Annotated in this window: 1 protein-coding gene; it reads right to left on the bottom strand. The window is 49.0% G+C overall.

All coding sequences use genetic code 11. The features are described 5' to 3' along the window. A partial coding sequence (locus tag IEX97_RS13645) for a hypothetical protein (protein ID WP_229776916.1) occupies positions 1–300 on the bottom strand: 300 nt, incomplete at both ends.

Genomic DNA, 300 nt, shown 5'->3' with positions numbered 1-300 from the left:
GCTTGTACTCCTGCACCAAACGCTTGCGTTCGAATAATGGTTGGGATGGCACTTCCACCCGTTTTTGCTGCAGTTTGAGCTTGCTCAATGTTTTGCTGTGCTTGTAATGCCGCATATTGTGCCGTTGGGTCAATCGAACCAGGCACGGATTGAATATCCCCTGCTCCAGGAGCAATAGCCGTTTTTCCCGGGATACGTCCAGGAGAAGTGGCTGTGGTAAACCGGATAACTCCCACTAATACCGCAATGATAAGGACTACCGCAGTAAAAATGATGATGATCCGAGTACGGGTGTTAGTA

The sequence above is a fragment of the Paenalicyclobacillus cellulosilyticus genome (genome assembly GCF_014647315.1).
Lineage (GTDB): Bacteria > Bacillota > Bacilli > Alicyclobacillales > Alicyclobacillaceae > Alicyclobacillus_J > Alicyclobacillus_J cellulosilyticus.
The sequence above is the reverse complement of the archived record's forward strand: the minus strand, read 5'-3'. Positions and strand labels throughout refer to the sequence as shown.